This is a genomic window from Kitasatospora sp. MMS16-BH015, assembly GCF_002943525.1.
Classification (GTDB): Bacteria; Actinomycetota; Actinomycetes; order Streptomycetales; family Streptomycetaceae; genus Kitasatospora.
In genome coordinates, this window is the sequence record NZ_CP025394.1 from 536,529 (window position 1) to 552,117 (window position 15,589).

12 protein-coding genes are annotated in these 15,589 nt (G+C 71.6%); 6 read left to right on the forward strand and 6 right to left on the reverse strand.

Features of this window, described 5'->3' with window-relative positions; translation table 11 throughout:
• Positions 1-240: 240 nt before the first annotated feature.
• Positions 241-855 carry a hypothetical protein gene (locus CFP65_RS02390; protein WP_104814516.1) on the reverse strand — a complete coding sequence of 205 codons (615 nt, stop codon included), beginning with the start codon at positions 853-855 and terminating at the stop codon, positions 241-243.
• Between the two features lie 236 nt (positions 856-1,091).
• Here CFP65_RS02390 and CFP65_RS02395 point away from each other — a divergent pair, with 236 nt between their 5' ends.
• The gene (locus tag CFP65_RS02395) at positions 1,092-3,017 is read left to right on the forward strand and encodes a PIG-L family deacetylase (protein WP_158701989.1); all 1,926 of its coding nucleotides are present in this window, start codon (positions 1,092-1,094) and stop codon (positions 3,015-3,017) included.
• Between the two features lie 54 nt (positions 3,018-3,071).
• On the opposite strand, the gene CFP65_RS02400 is transcribed toward CFP65_RS02395, so the two are convergent.
• Together CFP65_RS02400 and CFP65_RS02405 are read right to left on the reverse strand one after the other, a co-directional pair.
• A complete protein-coding gene (locus tag CFP65_RS02400) occupies positions 3,072-4,190 on the reverse strand; it encodes a hypothetical protein (RefSeq protein WP_158701990.1) in 1,119 nt (372 codons plus the stop codon).
• A 136-nt stretch (positions 4,191-4,326) separates the two neighbouring features.
• Positions 4,327-5,016 (reverse strand): alpha/beta fold hydrolase, encoded by a 690-nt coding sequence (locus CFP65_RS02405; protein ID WP_104814519.1) that lies wholly within the window; start codon positions 5,014-5,016, stop codon positions 4,327-4,329.
• Between the two features lie 252 nt (positions 5,017-5,268).
• Here CFP65_RS02405 and CFP65_RS02410 point away from each other — a divergent pair, with 252 nt between their 5' ends.
• Positions 5,269-5,733 (forward strand): phage tail protein, encoded by a 465-nt coding sequence (locus CFP65_RS02410; protein WP_104814520.1) that lies wholly within the window; start codon positions 5,269-5,271, stop codon positions 5,731-5,733.
• 3 nt (positions 5,734-5,736) lie between these two features.
• On the opposite strand, the gene CFP65_RS02415 is transcribed toward CFP65_RS02410, so the two are convergent.
• Positions 5,737-6,333 (reverse strand): TetR/AcrR family transcriptional regulator, encoded by a 597-nt coding sequence (locus CFP65_RS02415; RefSeq protein ID WP_104814521.1) that lies wholly within the window; start codon positions 6,331-6,333, stop codon positions 5,737-5,739.
• Positions 6,334-6,441: 108 nt separating this feature from the next.
• On the opposite strand from CFP65_RS02415, the gene CFP65_RS02420 reads away from it, so the two are divergent.
• Entirely contained in the window at positions 6,442-7,179 is a 738-nt protein-coding gene (locus CFP65_RS02420; protein WP_104814522.1) for an SDR family oxidoreductase, read from the forward strand.
• A 165-nt stretch (positions 7,180-7,344) separates the two neighbouring features.
• On the forward strand, positions 7,345-8,181 hold the full coding sequence (locus CFP65_RS02425; protein WP_104814523.1) for a hypothetical protein: 837 nt from the start codon (positions 7,345-7,347) through the stop codon (positions 8,179-8,181).
• On the opposite strand, the gene CFP65_RS02430 is transcribed toward CFP65_RS02425, so the two are convergent.
• On the reverse strand, positions 8,168-9,607 hold the full coding sequence (locus tag CFP65_RS02430; protein WP_254552180.1) for an MFS transporter: 1,440 nt from the start codon (positions 9,605-9,607) through the stop codon (positions 8,168-8,170). The genes CFP65_RS02425 and CFP65_RS02430 overlap by 14 nt on opposite strands.
• A 215-nt stretch (positions 9,608-9,822) precedes the next feature.
• Between CFP65_RS02430 and CFP65_RS02435 the strand changes: the two genes are divergently transcribed.
• Positions 9,823-10,200: a hypothetical protein gene (locus CFP65_RS02435; RefSeq protein WP_104820595.1), complete on the forward strand. Its 378-nt coding sequence runs from the start codon at positions 9,823-9,825 to the stop codon at positions 10,198-10,200.
• Complete coding sequence (locus CFP65_RS02440; RefSeq protein ID WP_217368128.1) at positions 10,184-14,758, forward strand: caspase family protein; 4,575 nt, start codon at positions 10,184-10,186, stop codon at positions 14,756-14,758. Before CFP65_RS02435 ends, CFP65_RS02440 begins: the two co-directional genes overlap by 17 nt.
• A 51-nt stretch (positions 14,759-14,809) precedes the next feature.
• Here CFP65_RS02440 and CFP65_RS02445 read toward each other — a convergent pair whose 3' ends face one another.
• Positions 14,810-15,529, reverse strand: a complete 720-nt coding sequence (locus tag CFP65_RS02445; RefSeq protein ID WP_104820596.1) for a ribonuclease H — start codon at positions 15,527-15,529, stop codon at positions 14,810-14,812.
• Between the last annotated feature and the right edge of the window lie 60 nt (positions 15,530-15,589).

Genomic DNA, 15,589 nt, shown 5'->3' on the forward strand with positions numbered 1-15,589 from the left:
GTGCTCCATCTTTCGGGCATGACGGGGCAAGTGGATCGCCCACGCCCCCTTTTACCCGCAGATTACCAGCCGATGTACCGTCAAATGATCTTCGGATCGGTTCCCCGCCACCGACCCCTGGCCCCCGGGCCGCGCCGGTGCTACACCGTCACCATCGGGCGCCGGCGAGAACGGCGGCGGCACCAGCCCTCCGGACCTGGGCCGTCGCCCGCCTGGTCTGAGCGCTTCCGCCGGACGCCCTCATCGGGTGCGGACGGCGCCCGCCCCCTTGCCCGGCCGCTTCGCCTGGCCGGTGCCGGAGCCGGTCACCGTGAAGACCCCGGCGGCCTCCGCCTTCTCCAGCGGGAGGGTGCCGGGCGTGCCGCGGAGGGTGAGCGTGTGGGGCCCCGGGTCAGCGTCGGGAGCGACGGTGGCGCGGAACAGCAGTTGGACCACGCCCGCCTCCCTGATCCCGCCTTCGTACCAGTTCGCGACCTGGGTGGCGTAGGCGATCCGGCAGGCGGTCGGCGCGGAGCCGGCCAGCACCTCGCAGCCGTCGCTCACGTTCCACAGGCCGCTGTCGGACTTCAGGGAGAGGACGGCCACCGTCATCGGGTCCGCCGTCGGCGGCACGCCCTCCGGGGGGACGGTCATCGTCAGGATGACGTCCACCTCGTCGCCCGGCGCCGCCGACAGCGTCGACAGGGTCGCGGACACGTGCTCGGTCACCAGCACGGGTTCGGCCCGGACCGGTAGGGGCATCGCCGCCGCGGGCAGCGCGGCGGCGGCGAGCAGAGCCGGCACCAGCGCGGCGGCGAGCCGCCAGCGCGGACGGGGACGACGGGGCGCAGGACCGGCAACGGGCAGGGCGGGCATACGTGACCTCCTCGGACACCGGTCACGGTAGCCAGCGGTGCCGGGCCGCGCGCCGCACGACGCGGGTCGGCCCCGGCTCGATCACCCGTACGGCCCCGCGCTCCGTCGACGGCCCGTCAGCCGACCTCCGGGAGGAGCAAATGCCACTGCGTCGGTCCGGAGGATCCGCCCGACCGGGGGTTAGCCTCCTCCTTCCGGCCAGGTCACGGCCGAGCTCCTACCGAGGGGAAGACCCCATGGCCCTCGCAAGACGGCGGTTCCTCGCCTCCCTCGCGGCCACCGCCCTCACCCTGCCGGTCCTCGCCGAGCGGGCCGCGACACCGGCGGCCGCCGCCGGACTGCTCGGCTCCGGCCCGCTGTTCATGCAGGTCGTCGCGCACGAGGACGACGACATCCTGTTCATGAACCCGGACCTGTACAACGCGATCTCCATCGGCACGCCAGCCGTCACGGTCTTCGTCACCGCGGGGAACATCACCGGCGACCCCTGCCCCACCTACTGCTACGACGCGGCCGGCGATCCGCTGCGCACCTGGAACCGGCAGATGGGGGCCGTCAACGCCTACTCCAGGATGACCGGGGTGGGGGATGGCGACCCGACCACCGACGAGGTGGGCCACTGGACGGTGGACACCTGGACGGTAGCGGGCAAGCAGGTCGAGCGCTACGTCCTGAAGGGGCGGCCGGTGCACCTGATCTTCATGAACATGCACGACGCCGGGCTCGACGACGTGCAGGCCGGCGACACCGACACCTCGATCGTGCCGGCCAACAGCCCCCCGTCCCTGTCCTCCTCGGCCTACACGGTGGCGGACTCCGTCGCGGTGCTGCGGCAGCTGATGGTGGCGTACCAGCCGACCGTGCTGCGCACCCAGGACGAGAACCCCGACAGCCGCTACACCGGCGAGCACCCGGACCACCTCGCCGCGGCCGCGTTCGCCGGCGAGGCGGCCCGCCAGTACGGCGGCAAGCTGATCCAGATCAGCTACCGGGACTACAACATCAGCGACTGCCCGGTGAACCTCGACCCGGCGACCACCGCGGACAAGAGCCTGTTCTTCTCCGAGTACGCGAGCCACGACCACTCGGGCAACCACGAGGACTCCTGGTTCTCCCGGATGTACTACCGCTGGTCGCGGGGCACCTCCTGGGCGGGGCTGAACGCGGACGGCCGGCCACAGGTCTTCGTCGTCCGGGCCGGCGGCCTGTGGACCCACTGGCGCTGGTGGGACGGCACCTGGGGCGGTCCGCAGCTGCTGGCCGACCCGGGCGGGCGGCTGGCTCCGGGCGTCGCGGTCGGCAACAACGCCGACGGCCGGCTGGAGGTCTTCGCCCGCCGCCTGACCGACCACCACATCATCTCGCTGGCGCAGGACACCCCCAACGGCGGGTGGCGCAGCGCCTGGGTCGACCACGGCAACCCCAACGCCGGCGCCGGCGGGGAGGACCAGGTCGGCGTGCCCGTGGTGGCCAACGACCAGGACGGCCGGCTGGAGATCTTCGTCAAGAACGGCAGCGGCGGGGTCAGCTGCACCTGGCAGACCGCCCCCAGCGGGGGCTGGGTAGGCAGCTGGGCCGATCTGGGCGGCTCCGACGTGCAGGATCCGGTCACCGCGATCCGCAACGGCGTCGGAGCGATCGAGATCTTCGCCAGCACCCGCTCCGGCATCCTCGGTTGGTGGCAGGGGGCGCCGAACAGCACCATCTACGGCCCGGGGCTGATCCCGGGCGCCCAGCCGGCCAGCCCGCCCAAGGCCGCGCTCGACCAGGACGGCCGCATCGAGCTCGCCTTCCGCCAGAGCGGCACGGGGGCGATGCTGGTCAGCTACCAGGTCCGGCCCGGCGGCTCCTGGGTCCAGGCCCCGGTCTCCCTCGGCGGTGACCTCGGCGTGGGCGAGCCGGCGGCGGCCACTCTGGGCGGGCGCGTCGTCCTCTTCGAACGCAACCGCGGCGGCGGCGTGAGCACCACCGCCCAGGGCGCCCCCAACTCCAACTACACCGGCTGGCGCGACCTGGGCGGCATGGTCCTCGACTACCCCTCGGCCGTCACCGACGGCGCGGGCGTCCTCCACGTGTTCGCCATCGGCACGGACGGCCGCGTCTACTACCGCACCAGCACCACGGCCACCTCCTTCGACGACTGGCGGGGCCTGCCGGCCTGAGCGGGGGCGGCGCGGGCGGAGAACTCCTCCGGGAGGTCTCCGCCCGCGGCCCGCTCACCGCACGGCGCCCCGGTGACCGTGCACTCCTGCCGCGCCCTGGGCCGCGCAGTGGAAGTCCGCGAAGGGCGGGTGCCAGAGCCCGCCGTCCCCGTTGGTGCCCTGCGGCGGCTGGTGGGCGAGCGGCTCGAAGTGCAGCCCGGCCTTGGTCTCGTTGGTCTGCCCGGTCCACAGGTCGATGCCCTGCCAGGCCTGCCCGTCCACCACGGAGACGGTGCGGGGCTGCCCGCCGCAGGAGGTGGCCGAGATGTCCCGCCGCCCGCGCTCCGGCGGCCCGCCCGCGGCCAGGCTCACCGGGGCCGACCAGGGGCCGAACGGGCCGGCCGCCGTCATGTACCCGGTCGCGGTGCCCGTGCAGTAGCCGCAGTACGGATCGCTGTAGGTGCCGAACCAGCTCGCGGTGGCCGGCTCGTACCAGATGCCCGGCCCCTCCACCCCGTCCAGCCCGGCCAGGTACGCGCTGCCGCGCCTGGCGCTGGTGGTCCCCCACCGGTCGATCTGCTCGACCGAGAGCGTGGAGCCCGGCATGGTGCAGACCACCACCAGCGAGCGGCTCGCGGGGTCGACCGCCAGGCCGAAGTCCCCGTTGCCGTAGCAGTTGTACAGCGGGGGCTTGCGGTAGGAGCCGTACGGCGGCCCCGCGGTCGGCCCGCAGGGCCCGGCCGGCGAGTTGCACCCCATGACGTTGTACGCGTTGGCGAGGCTGCGGTTGTAGTCGGAGGGCGAGTTGAACCACAGCACCCACGCGCCGTCGTCCGCTCCCCACCCGGACCGCTTGACCATCCGCGGGTTGAAGCAGCCCGCGCTCGCGCACTCCTGCTGCCAGCTCAGCCCCGAGTACGGGTCCGTCGCGTCCGGGGGGAAGAGCGGCCGCGGCGGCGACCACGGCCCGTCGAGGCTGGGCGCGGTGGACACCCCGAACCCGCACCAGGGCGTCTGGGCGTCCAACCACCGGAAGCCGCACCCGTACTCGGTGCCGTACAGGTAGTAGGTCGAGCCCTCCTTGAGCACCATGCCGTCATGGAGGTCGACCGCATGGATCGTCACCGGGGCCGGTACGGCCGCCCCGGCTTCGCCGGCGGGGAGCACGGTCGAGAGCGCGACGAGGCACGCCACCACCCAGACCTGGGCCCATCTGAAGAATCGTTTCGTTCCGGAGGTCGTCGACACCCGATCATTGAACGGAGCCCCCTGCCCGGAACGGCCCGATTAGGCCGCCGCAGGGCGTGTCCGCCGGCGCGCCGGGCCGGCCCTACCCGGCGGCCACCGCGGCGGCGGCCCGGCGGATCAGCTCGATCACGGTCTCGGGGTGGGAGAGCATCGGGACGTGGCTGCTCTCCACCTCCACGGTGGTGGCTCCCATCCGCTCGGCGACGAAGCGCTGCAGATCCGGATGGACGGCCTGGTCCTGGGTGGTGAGGAGGTACCAGGAGGGCTTGGACTTCCAGGCCGGGTCCTCGGTGGTCTCGGCGAGCAGCTCGCCGCGCGGGGCCCCCTGGGTGGCCCAGACCAGCTGCTGGTCCGCCGGGGAGAGGTCGCCGCAGAAGTAGGAGATGCCGTCACGGGCGATCCAGACCCGCCCGTCCTGCTCCTCCAGGTGCGCGAACACCTCGGGCTGCGGGAAGGAGCCGATCAGCTCCTGCGCGCTCTGGCCGGCCTCCGGGCTGAGTGCGGCGAGGTAGACCAGCCCGGCCACCTTCTCGTGGGTACCGGCCGCCGTGATCACGAACCCGCCCCAGGAGTGCCCGACCAGGATCGCCGGGCCGCTCACCCGCGCCAGGGCGCGGTGCACGGCGTCGACCTCGCCCGCCAGCGAGTCCAGGGAGTTCTGCGCGGAGATCACCTCGTGCCCCTCCCGCTGGAGCGTCGGGATCACCTTGCTGAAGCAGGACCCGTCGGCCCACAGGCCGTGGGCGAAGACGATACTGGGCTTCTTCGACATCGAGACGCATCCTCTGTCCGGTACGGACCGCCGGCCCGCACACCGTGCACCGAAACCCCCCGGGCCAGTCCACCCCACCCCGGGCGCACCGACACCCGGGGCGGCCCGACCAGGTGAGCGGCTCGGCCGCTACGGGGACGGGCGGCTTCCCCGATCGATCAGGATCGAAGAAGCCGGGCTGCCGGGCGGCCCGTAGCGTGGGACACGTCGCCGGGGGAGCCGGCGCCGGGAAGTTCGGTACAGGAGGACCTCGTGAGCTACGTCGTCGATTTCGAGAAGGTGTCCACCGTCGGTCTGGAGTCCTCCCCGGTCGCCGAGCGGCTCGCGGGGCTGCGGGCCAACGAGGCGCGGTACTTCAAGAACAAGTACGACCACACCTTCACCGTCCGGCCGGCCGCCGAGGCGGCCGAGGTGGTCGAGTACGTCGGCCGGGTGCTGGCCGAGGAGCGGGACATCACCATCGCCTCGCCCGCCCTGGAAGCCACCGCCTTCGAGGCGGGCGGCTACCGGATGGCCTACGTCTTCTACTGCTCGGGCCTGGCGGTGAACGTGATGTACGGGATCGAGGACGGGGCCAAGCGCGCGGTGGGGTTCAAGCTCTCCGAGGGCATGGAGGTGCCCGAGGAGCTGGCCGCGAAGTTCAAGTTCGCCCGGCAGAAGTCGAAGCTGGCCGGCGAGATCCGGGGCTCGTTCTTCGTGATCAAGGGCGAGTACTGAGGGTCACCGCACCGCCAGGCCGTCCAGCACGAGGGTGAGCAACCGCTCGGCCTGCGGCCGGAGTTCGGGGCCCGCCGAGGTGCGGGCGATGCCCTCGAGGGCGGCGAAGAGATCGGCGGGCCCGAGGTCGGTACGGATCGCACCGGCCGCCGCGCAGGCCGCCATCAGAGTGGTGAGCGCGGCCCCGATCAGCTCGCGGCTGTGCCCGTAGGGATCCGCGCCGGTGGCGGCGATCGCCCGCAGCGCGTCGATCATGCCGTGCTTGGTGGTGACGTAGTCGAGGAAGAGCCGGGCCCAGGCGCGCAGCGCGTCCTCCGCCGGGAGCTCGGCCAGCAGTGCGGGAGCGGCCTCGCAGAGCCGGACCACCTCGGCACGGTAGACCGCCTCCACCAGCGCCTCCCGGGTGGGGAAGTTGCGGTAGAGCGTGGCGCTGCCCACCCCGGCCGCCTTGGCGATCCCCTCCAGCCCGGCCTCCAGCCCCTCCTCGGCGAAGGCCCGCGCGGCGGCGGCGAGGATCTTCGTCCGGTTGCGCTGCGCGTCGGCCCGCAGCGGGCGGGGCGGCTGCTCGGCCGACGGCGTCGGGGGCGGCTGCTCGGTCATCGGTGCTCACCGTCTTCGTCTCGCGGGGAATTGCCAAGTGGGGGCTTCCCCACTTAGCGTCGAGGGCAAGTGGGGACTCCCCCACTTTATCCTCGGGAGGGACCGACCATGACAGGCATCCAGGGCAAAGTCGTCGCCGTTACCGGCGCGAGCAGCGGGATCGGCGAAGCCACCGCGCTCCACCTGGCCGAACGCGGCGCCACCCTCCTCCTCGGCGCCCGCCGCACCGACCGGCTCGACGCCCTGGTGGCGCGGATCGCCGCCGCGGGCGGCACGGCCACCGCCCTCCCGGTCGACGTGACCCGCCGGGCCGATCTCCACCGGCTCACCGACACCGCCGTCGAGCGGTACGGCCGGCTCGACGTGCTGGTCTCCAACGCGGGCACGATGGCCGTCTCACCCTTCGACGAGCTGCGCCAGGACGACTGGGACGCCATGGTGGCCACCCACGTCACCGGGCTGCTCAACGGGATCGGGGCCGCCCTGCCGGTCTTCCGCCGCCAGGGCTCGGGGCAGTTCGTCACCGTCGGCTCCACCGCCGCGCACGTGGTGAAGTCGCCGCAGGGCGTGTACGCGGCCACCAAGACGGCGGTCAAGGTGCTCATGGAGGGCCTGCGCCAGGAGGCGGGGCCGCACCTGCGGGTCACCCTGGTCTCCCCCGGCTTCACCGACACCGAGGGCGTCGGCAAGGGCGCCGACCCGGAGGTGGCGGCGGCACTGATCCGCCAACGCGAGCAGCTCGCCATGCCGCCCGCCGCCGTGGCCGCCGCCATCGGGTACGCGATCGAGCAGCCGGCCGGGGTCGAGGTCGGCGAGATCGTCGTCCGCCCCACCGCCCAGGGCTGAACATCACGACTCCGCCACGAACGACGTACGAATACGGACGATCCTTGTCCCAGACGGAATGAAGGTCAAAACCTGGCAAAGTCCTCGGCTATGCTCAGGCGGTCGCCGCAGCCCCGTTCCGGGGCGCGGACCACCGCTCCGACCACCGCCCGAAGGACCCCAGCCATGCCCTCCAAGCGCCTCGCCGCCACCGCCCTCCTCTGCGCCGCCCTGGCGACCACCGCCACCGCGTGCGGCGGCGAGACGAAGCCGGCCCCCAAGGCCGCCGGCACGGCCACGGCCTCCGCCTCGGCCACGGCCTCCGCCTCGGCCACCAGCTCCCCCACCCCCGCCGCCTTGGCCGTGGACACCCTCAGCGCCGGGGAGATCGCCAAGCAGGCCCGCGCCGCGACGGCGGCCCTGAGCTCGGTCAAGGTCGTCGGCACCGTCACCGACGAGGGTGAGACCACCTCGCTCAGCCTCGTCGCGGACCGGAAGGGCAACTGCGCCGGCACGGTCAGCGTCCCGAAGATGGGGCAGGTCGAGATCCTGCGCACCAACACCCAGATCTGGCTCAAGCCGGACACCGCCTTCTGGACGGCCATGGCCACCCAGCAGGGCAATGCGAAGATCGCCCCCCAGCTCGCCGAACTGCTCAAGGGGCGCTACCTCACCGGCGGCCCCAACGACAAGGTCGTCACCCAGACCGCCGAGGTGTGCAACGTGGTCGAGGGCATCACCAAGGAGGACGACACCCCGTCCACCTACGCCAAGGGCAGCGCCGGCACCACCAACGGCTACAAGACCTTCAGCCTCACCGCCACCGGAGCCGACGGCGACCGCAGCACCCTGCAGATCGCCGCCGAGGGCAAGCCCTTCCTGGTCCGGATCGAGAAGGCCGACAGCCCCCAGGCCAACCACATGGACCTCAGCGACTTCGACAAGCCGGTCACCGTCCAGGCGCCCCCGGCCGACAACGTCATCGACTACTCGGTCTTCCAGAACAAGCTCAAGGACGCCTGACACTCGGCACCGGCGGGGCCGCCCCTCGTCGGGCGGCCCCCGGCACCCACCGGTACGAGGCCACCGCCGCCAGCACCAGCAGCCCGCCCGCCGCCACCGCCGACAGCCGCAGGCCGGTGGCCAGGCCGAAGCCGGCGGCGGAGATCAGCAGCCCGAAGAGGGTGACGCCGAGCGCCCCGCCCGCCTGCCGGCAGGCGCTGAGCAGGCCCGAGACCACCCCCGCCCGCTCGGCCGGAACGGCCTCCAGCAGCGCCGTCATCATCGGCGGGGAGGCCAGGCCGCCGCCGATCCCGATCGGCAGGGTGGCCGGCAGCAGCAGCCAGGCCGGGCCGTCCAGGCCGACCAGCGCGATGCCCAGGAAGCCCGTGGCGGAGAGGAGTTGGGCTCCCGCCATGGGCAGGCGCGGCCCGACCGTGCGGGTCAGCCGGCCGGCCAGCAGGTTGGCGGCCAGCACCAGCACCGTCATCGGCAGGAAGGAGAGGCCGGTGCGGATCGGCGACCAGCCGCGGTCCTGCTGGAAGATCAGCGAGAAGACGAACAGGATGCCGTAGAAGGAGAAGTTCAGCGCGAACCCGGTGGCCAGGCAGGAGACGAACACCCGCGAGCGCAACTCCCGCAGGTCCACCATCGGTGCCCGCGCCCGCGATTCGGCCCAGCGGAACCAGAACAGCGCGGCGAACGAGACCAGCAGCGGCCCGACCACCAGCGGCGACCGGGCCCCCGCCGGCCCGAGCTCGATCAGGGCGAAGGTGAACCCGGTCAGCGCCAGCACCGCCGAGACCTGCCCGGCCGGGTCGAAGGAGCGGCGCTGCGGCACCGACCGCCCGGCCCGGGCCAACCCGACCACGGCGAGCAGCCCGAACGGCACGTTGACGAAGAAGATCGCCCGCCAGCCGAGCGCCGAGGTCAGCAGCCCGCCGGCGATCGGCCCGGCCGAGAGCGCGGCTCCCCCGCCGGCCGCCCAGAGCGCGATCGCCCTGGTCCGCACCGCCGAGTCCGGCACCGACTGCCGCAGCAGCGCCAGCGAGGAGGGCAACACCGCTGCGGCGGCGGCCCCTTGGGCCACCCGCGCGGCCACCAGGGACACCACCCCGTCCGCCAGCCCGCACGCCGCCGAGGCCGCCGCGAACCCCAGCAGCCCGTACCCGAAGAGCCGGTCGGCCCCGATCCGGTCCGAGACCGTGCCCGCCGAGAGCAGCAACCCGGCGAAGGCCAGCGTGTAGCCGGCCACCACCCACTGCAGGCCCGACAGCCCGGCGTGCAGCCCCTGCCCGATCGCGGGCAGCGCCACGTTCACGATCGTCGCGTCCAGGTTGATCAGGAAGAACCCCAGGCAGGAGGCCAGCACCATCGCCCCGCCCCACCGGCCCGGAGTCTCGCCTTCCGTAGCTCTGACCTCCTGCCGACCGAGGGATCCGGTACTCATCTGGGCTCTTTTCCTTGCAGTTGACGGTTGGCCACAAAGCGAGTGGATCTTTCCCGCTCCCACACGAGCACGTCAACCACTTTTGGCCCGGCCACTCCGAGGCGCCCCGCCACACCGCACCCCGGAGGGTTCTCCACTATCCCTGCCATCACCCGTGAGCCCGTGTCAGGATGTCAGCGGTTCGTGTCAGGTCCATGGGAGAGCGGGAAGTGGCCATGCAGGCACGGTTATCGATCCGGGTCGATGGGGGCTGCGGCGACGACCTACGGTCGCTGCGACAGTGGCTCACCGAGGAAGAGGCACTACGGGGCCGGTTGGAACTGGAACGAGTGCGGCCCGCCCCGGGCACGCTGGGCACCGTAACCGAGACACTCACGGTCTTACTCGGCCCCGGCGGTGTGGCGACAGCCGTCGCGAGCGTGCTGATCTCATGGATCCGCCGCAGGCGCGGCACTGTGACGCTCAAGGTGACGCGCCCTGACGGCACGGCCACTGAGCTCAGTGCGACTCACGTCGGCGGCTTGGATGCGGCACAGGTCCGACAGCTGTCCCTCGACCTCTCTGATTCTTTCACCCGTGACGACGACGCCTGACTCCGTCGGCCGGCCACCGCTCACCGCGCTCGACGCACCCGGATCACGCGTCCTACTCGTCGGCACAGGACAACACGCACCCGGCTCCCTGCTGCCGGACGTGCCGGCGGTACCTGCCACCGTCCGCGAGATCGGCAGGGTGCTGCTGGAGATCTGTGGTTTGCGGCCGGAGAACTTGCTCCCTCCGCTGATCGACCCGCAGGACCCGATCACCTTCGGCAACGCCGTGGTGGAGGTGGCGCAGCAGGACGAGGACGTACTGTTGGTCTACTACGTCGGACACGGCCTGGTCAGCCCGGGCAACGAGCTCTACCTAGCAACCGCCGCCACCGACGACCCGGTCGAAGGCCTGGCGTTCAAAGCGCTGCCCTATCAAGCCCTGAGGGAAGCGTTCAGCGGCTGCCGGGCCCGCTCGATCATCGTGGTGCTCGACTGCTGTTTTGCCGGGCGTGCCCACGGCTCGTTCGGCAACGCGGCCAGCGACGGATTTGCGCTGGCCTCCCTCAGCGGCACCTACCTGCTCGCCTCGGCCTCACGGGACGAACAGGCCTTGGCCCCGGAGGGGCAGCCTTACACAGCGTTCACCGGGGAGTTCCTCCGCTTCCTGCGCGAGGGCGAGCCGGGCGGGCCTCCGGCCCTGACCCTGGAAGCGACCTACCGCTACCTGCGCCGCACCCTGCCCCTGCTCGGCATACCTGCTCCGGAGCGCCAACTCAGTGGTCGCGCCGCCGACCTGGTTCTTGCCCTCAACCCCCAGGCGGCACGGCCCGCCACGAATCCGGTCGGCCACCCGCCGCCGGCCGACTCACCTGGAGAACCGCTCTGTCCGTACCCCGGCCTGCAACCATTCACCGCCGACGACACACAGTTCTTCTTCGGCCGTGCCGAGCTGACCGCCGAACTGCTCGGCAAGCTGGCCCTGTGGTCCCGGGTTGGCGGCCCCGTCGCACTGGTCGGACTCTCCGGCGCGGGGAAGTCCTCACTGCTGCGAGCCGGCCTGCTACCTGCTGTCCGCCGTGGTGACTTTCGCACCAACGCAGTCGGCAGCTGGACCCAGCTCTTCCTCACCCCCGGCGAGCGCCCCTTGGCTGCCCTCGCCACCCAGTTGGCCAACCTCACCGATCTCCCCCGGGCCACCGTCCTCGACCAGTTGCGCACAGATCCGTCAAGCTCGGCGACTCTGCTGCACCACACCCTGCATCAACTGGGCGTCAGACCGAAGGTCCGCCACAGCCCACTGCTCCTGGTCGTGGACCAGTTCGAAGAGGTTTTCACAGCCTGTCAGGACGACAAGGAGCGTCACGCCTTCATCACCGCGTTGTGCGCCGCAGCGGACCGGACGGTGACCGGCCACACCAGCACGCCGCCCCTCGTCGTCCTCAGCATCAGGGCGGACTTCTACGCTCACTGCCTGGCCTATCCCGGCCTCGCCCGCACCCTGCAGGACCGCCAAATCCCCGTTCCGCCTATGACCCTCGACCAGCTTCGCGAGGCGATCGAGAAGCCTGCGGAGTACGCCGGCCTCGTCTTGGAGGAGCACCTGGCTGACACCCTGCTGCGCGACCTGCGGGCCGGCGCAGCCTCCGTCGGTGGCGACTTCTCGGCAGGCGCTCTCCCACTGCTTGCCTACGCCCTGTGGCTCACCTGGGGCCGTCGCACCGGTCGAACTCTCACCATGGCAGGCTATAGCGCCACTGGCGGCATCTGGGACGCAGTCACCAAGCAGGCAGAGCTCACCTACAGTGCCTTGGCCCCGGACGCCCAGAGCGCTGCCAAGCTGTTACTACTGCGTATGGTCCGGATAGGTGAGAACAGCGAGGACACTCGGCGCCGCCTCCGCCTTTCCAGCCTGTTGACCGAACGCGCGCCAGCCGAGCAGAACGCCATCGCCATCGCACGCGACGCGCTGGCGAAGGCGCGGCTGATCACCCTGGACGGCGGCACCGCCCAGCTCGCCCACGAGGCGCTACTGCGTGCCTGGCCGAGACTGCGGGGGTGGATCGAGACCAGCCGAGCCGATCTGTTGGTGGAGCAGAGGCTTGTGGAGGCTGCCGAGGCTTGGGATCATACGGGTCGTGACTCCGGCGGGCTGTACCGGGGCGCTGCACTCGAGCTCGCCCGGGATCTGACGGAACGGCCAGGCCACGAGGGATCCATCGCCTCGGCCGGAATCGACAGCCGCCCGGGGCAGCTCGCCCGGGAGTTCCTTGCCGCGAGCCTGCGCGCGGACCGACGGTTCCGGCGCTTGGGTACTGCCGTGGTGACGGCATTGGTCCTGCTGCTGGTGGTCTCGCTGACCGCTGCCAGCCTCGCCGTACGTGCACAGCAGGAGGCGCTACGGCACCAGCACATCGCCTCCGCGTGGGCATTGTTCGGCCAAGCAGACTCCGCTCGGGGCAACTCACCCCAGTTGGCCTTGCAACTCGGTATTGCAGCAGATCAGTTGGACCACAGCCCACAGAGCAGCGCCAACCTGCTGAGGACCCTGATCACGCCCTACAGCAGCACTCTGGCCGGCCACCAGGCCACGGTCTCCCATCTGGGGTTCGCGCCCGGAGGTCGGCTCTTGGCGACCGCCAGTCAGGACGGCACCGTCCTCCTCTGGGACACCAGCGACCCCAACCACCCACAGCAGACGGGCACACCGCTCTCCGCCGACGCGCACGGAGTGTTCGCGCCCGCATTCAGCCCTGATGGACACATCATGGCTATCGGAGGCGCAGACGACTCGATCGTGTTGTGGGACATCAGCACCCCCGGCAGTCCGCTGCACCTCTCCACCCTGTCGACGGGCAGCAAGGGAATATTCGCAGTCACCTTCAGCCCTGACGGGCGCACCCTGGCTGTCGGCTCAGGAGACGCGACGGTGAGACTCTGGGACTTGATCCATCCCCGGACGCCCCACTTGCGCTCCACCCTGCCGGGCCACACCGGCTCGGTGACGACGATCAGCTGCCGATCCGATGGCCGTCTGCTGGCTGCCGGCAGCACGGACGCCACCGTGGTGCTGTGGGACCTCGACGATTCCGCGCAACCTCACCAGCTCGGACCACCGTTCGAGGCTTCTTCGGGATGGGATGCGCTCCTCTTCTTACCCGATGGGCGCACCCTGGCCGGCGCCGGCAGCACTGCGAGTGCCGGGAGTGCGGTCTTTCTCTGGGATGTCCGCGATCCGCGCAGACCTCGCGTGCTCAGCCGACTCCCTGCCTGGGGCTCGACGGCTCCGGTCTACGCACTGGCTTTCTCGGCCGACCGGCTCGACGTCGGCGCGGCCGACCACACCACGAGCACCTGGGACGTCACCGATCCGTCGCGACCACGCCAGACCGCGGCTACAGGGACAGCAGGCGGGTCGAGTTGGTCATCCGCCGTCGCTTTCAGCTCCCAGCCGGATCAGCAGGGTCATCAAATGGATCTGGTCGCCACCGGCAGCGCGGACAATACGGTGATCCTCTGGAATCGCAACGGCCCTGGAGCACGCTTTCCCCTCCTGGCGCATCTCCCTACCCCAGGCCGTGCGGTGAACGCGATCACGCTCAGCCCGGACAGGCGGACGCTGGCCAGTGGGGAGGCCGACGGCACAATCTCACTGTGGGACATCGGCGACCGGCTCCACCCGACCGAGATCGCCAGTGGTCTGGCCGGTCATACCCGTGCGGTGGACACCATCGCCTTCAGCGCCAACGGACGCCTGCTGGCAACCGGAAGCCAGGATGCGAGCGTGGTCCTCTGGAACACCTCCGACCCGAAAAAACCAATCCCGATCACGCGGTTCACCGCCAACTTCGGTGGTGTCTACGGCCTCGCGTTCCGCAGCACGGGAGACATCCTCGCAACGGTAGGCGCCGACGGCACCGCCATGCTCTGGGACACCAGCGAACCTTCTCTCACCCAAGAGCTGGGGCAGCCTCTCGCCCGGCAGCGGTACCCAGTCGACGCCGTGGCGTTCACCGCTGACGGAGGCACCATGGTCACGGGAAGCACAGACTCGAGTGTGGTCCTCTGGGACACCCGTAACCCAGCCGCTCCGCGCTACCTGAAGACTCTCAACGGTCACACGGACGCCGTCGTCGCGCTGACCTTCAGCCACGACGGGCGCACGTTGGCGACCGGCAGCAAGGATGCCACCGTCATGCTCTGGGACACCTCAGTCCCAGCACTGGCACATCAGGTGGGGCTCCCGCTCACCAACCACCGGGGCTGGGTCAAAGGTCTGGCGTTCAGCCCCGATGACCACACTCTGGTCTCCGGGAGCTCCGACCAATCCACCATCATCTGGGACGTCACCACACCAGCGCAGCCCTATGCCCTGGCTGGTTTGGGCCAGCGCGGCGACGCGACCACCTCGGTCGCGCTCACTCCGGACGGGAGGACCCTCCTGACCGGGTCCGCAGACCAGAGCGTCGACCTCAACGATCTCAGCGTCTTCAACTCTTTGCGCGACCAAGCCCGCTCGGCAGCCTGTGCCCGGGCTGGCGGAGGACTGTCCGCCGAGAAGTGGGCCCGCTTCCTGCCCGGCCTGGCCTATCAGCGAACCTGCGGCGGCCAAAGCCGTTGAGGCAGGCGGAGCAAGCCGAACGTCGCCCGGGCAAGAACGGGAAGCCTTCCCTCAGTGGGCCGCCACGCACTCCGGGTGGCCCCAGCCCGCGCCGACCTTGGTGATGGTCGCGCCCTTGGGGTAGGCCTGGCCGCACGGGCAGGTGCCCGGGAAGCGGGCCGCCAGGGTGCGGCCACCACTCTTGCCGCCAGCGCTCTTGCCGCCGCCGGTCGTGCCGCCGCCGGTCTTGGCCGCGCTCTTGGCGGGGGCCGTCCGGCGCGGCTTGGCGGTGCTCGTGCTCGCCGGGTCGGGCTCGGGCAGGTCGGCGGCGGTGCCGGCCGCGTCCTGCTGGGTGCGGGCCGCGTCGCTGGCGGCCTTGTCGGCGATGGCGTTCAGCGGGTCGCCGTCCACCTGGTGCGCCGGGACGTAGACGAAGGTCACCTCGCGGCCCTCCAGCAGGCCGTCGATGCTGCGGATCAGCTCCTGGTTGGCCACCGGCTTGCCGGCGGCGGTCTTCCAGCCGTTCCGCTTCCAGCCGGCCAGCCACTTGGTGACGGCGTCCCGGGTGTAGGTGCTGTCCAGGCGCACCTCCAGCGGCACCCCGGGGTCGGTGGCGGCCAGCAGCCGCTCCAGCGCAGTCAGCTCCCCGACGTTGTTGGTGCTGTGCCCCAGTGCCCCGGCCGCCCAGCGCTGCGGGGCGGCGGTGCCATCCGCCACCACGTACGCCCAGCCCGCCGGACCGGGGTTGCCCTTCGCCGCTCCGTCACAGGCCGCGATCAGTCGTTCAACCATGAGCCCGATCATGCCAGCCGCCCCCGGCTCGGCCGAAACCGAACCGGGGGCGGCGCAACG